Annotated in this window: 2 protein-coding genes; one reads left to right on the forward strand and one right to left on the reverse strand. The window is 51.1% G+C overall.

All coding sequences use genetic code 11. The features are described from left to right. Positions 1-610, reverse strand: a 610-nt coding sequence (locus HNW77_RS17145) for a response regulator transcription factor (protein WP_172159303.1), incomplete at its 3' end; no start/stop codon positions are given. Positions 611-1219: 609 nt separating this feature from the next. On the opposite strand from HNW77_RS17145, the gene HNW77_RS17150 reads away from it, so the two are divergent. Continuing rightward, complete coding sequence (locus HNW77_RS17150; RefSeq protein ID WP_241694548.1) at positions 1220-2068, forward strand: HAMP domain-containing protein; 849 nt, start codon at positions 1220-1222, stop codon at positions 2066-2068. The last annotated feature ends 105 nt before the right edge of the window (positions 2069-2173 follow it).

A 2173-nucleotide genomic window follows, 5' to 3' on the forward strand; every position in this document is an offset into this window, starting at 1 on the left:
GACGACAAATATGCGTTTCGACGATGTTCGTACGAACCGGGAAATCCATATGCCAGACATCCTTCAGCAACATTTGCCGGGAAAGCACCGTGCCTGCATTCCTCATGAAATATTCCAGAAGTTTTAGTTCCTGAGGCTGCAGAAGAACCTTTTCGCCATTCCGTGTCACTGCAAGCGTCAGCAGATTGAGTTCAACGTCAGCCACATTCATTATTGTTGTATGCTGGAAGGAAGATGATCGACGAAGCAGTACCTGCACGCGCGCGACCAACTCGCGTAATGCAAATGGCTTGATCATGTAATCATCCGCACCATGCCGCAGACCGGCGACACGGCTTGGCACGCCATCCATCGTCGTCAGGAACAGGACTGGCGTCATGATGGCATAAGAGCGCATGCGCATGAGAATTGTCAGTCCATCCAGACCAGGCAGCATGCGATCCAGAATGACGATATCCCACGTTTGCGACAGGGCATGCTGCGATCCATCGGTCCCGTTAGCGACACAAACTACGTCAATTCCGCTTTCCTCCAGTCCCTGCCGCACGTAATCCGTAGTTGCGTGGTCATCTTCAACCAAAAGCAGGCGGGGGCGTGTTACCAGCGTCATGAAGCAGGCCAATCAACAAATTTAATGTCCCGCCCAGCGAGACTGAGTTCTTGATCAGGTTATCAGAATCATTGTTACATGACACCATCCATGACGATGGATAGACAATTATTGGCATTTTTTAATGTATCGACCATGTCTCCAAATTGAATACAGAATAAATAATATCAATATTTCATGTGATACATATCATAAATGTGGATGTATATGTATTATATTTTATACGGTATTAAAACAAATACTACGTACGCGCAGGCATATAAAAAATAAAAGACGGTAAGTTCTCTCCGGACAGGACAAGGCAAAGGGGTTAACGCGGAAAGACCATTGAGGGTAAAGTCAGGCCACAGGGCTGGAGCCTATGCCAACCGGACCTGTCATGATCGGGGACGGGTGGATCTTGTCCGGTCATCCATATCCTGAGAGGATGTCGCTACATGATAAATATGTCCAATGATGTCGTGGAATAGGATATCCCGACGCCGAAATGTGGAGACACGACGTATCATCGCCACGACGTCGTTTCGTATCGTCACGTTGTTCGCCGGTCTTTTTATATTGGGCGGCATGGTCATGACTATAACGTCAGGCCTTTACAGCCAGTCAACCATGCGCCAGCAGATCCGCCGGGAAGTGGAGAACGAGAGCCATGAGACATTTGCAGATGCTGGTGTTGCGGATGTCCGTCATCTCCTGCCAGTTGTGCAAGGACTGATCGAACATGAACCCGGTTTCCATTATTTGCTTCAGGACTCCGGACAGGTCATTGTCGCAGGCAACATGCTGCATCTGCGACCAGTGCCGGGCGAACGCTGGCTGGCATGGTCCCATCGCCTGCCGAAAGAAATCAACCAGGATATCGTTTATGGAATAGGTTATCGCCTTGATGACGGCGGCTATTACTTCGTGGGCATGGATGCCTCGCCCCTGACGCATCTCCAACGCGCATTATGGACAACGATCCTGTGGGGCATTGCAGGATTTGGTCTGATAGGGGTAGCGGGCGGCCTTTTCCTGAGCAACCTGATCCTGAAATGGATCGAGACGATAAGCAGGACGGCACGGAGCATCATGCAGGGCGATATGTCTCGCCGCATCCCGCTACGTGGCACGGATGATGAGCTTGATCATCTCTCGGAGAGCCTCAATGCGATGCTCGACCAGAATGAATACCTGATTGCAAGTCTGAAACAGGTCTCCAATGACATCGCGCACGACATGCGCCGCCCGCTGGCGCGTATGCGCCAGAATCTTGAGCGCGCCATTGGGGCACATGGACCTTCCGATACCATGCATGAGCAGGTCGAGTGTGCAATCGAGGATCTGGATGCCGCATTGGAAATATTTTCCTCGCTGCTCAAGCTGGCGCAACTTGAGTCCGGGGCATGGAACAACGAAATGGAACCCCTCGATCCCGCACGACTTCTGGAATCAGTTCTAGGGCCTGTTAGATCTTGAATTTCTTCCCATATTGTAGGGATGGAAGAAGGAGACAGAACAGGCACCTTTACGGACGAGACATGGGCGATCTGGGAACCTCTGATTGAGGAGGTTCGCCCGAGG

Source organism: Komagataeibacter melomenusus (assembly GCF_013155395.1).
Lineage (GTDB): Bacteria > Pseudomonadota > Alphaproteobacteria > Acetobacterales > Acetobacteraceae > Komagataeibacter > Komagataeibacter melomenusus.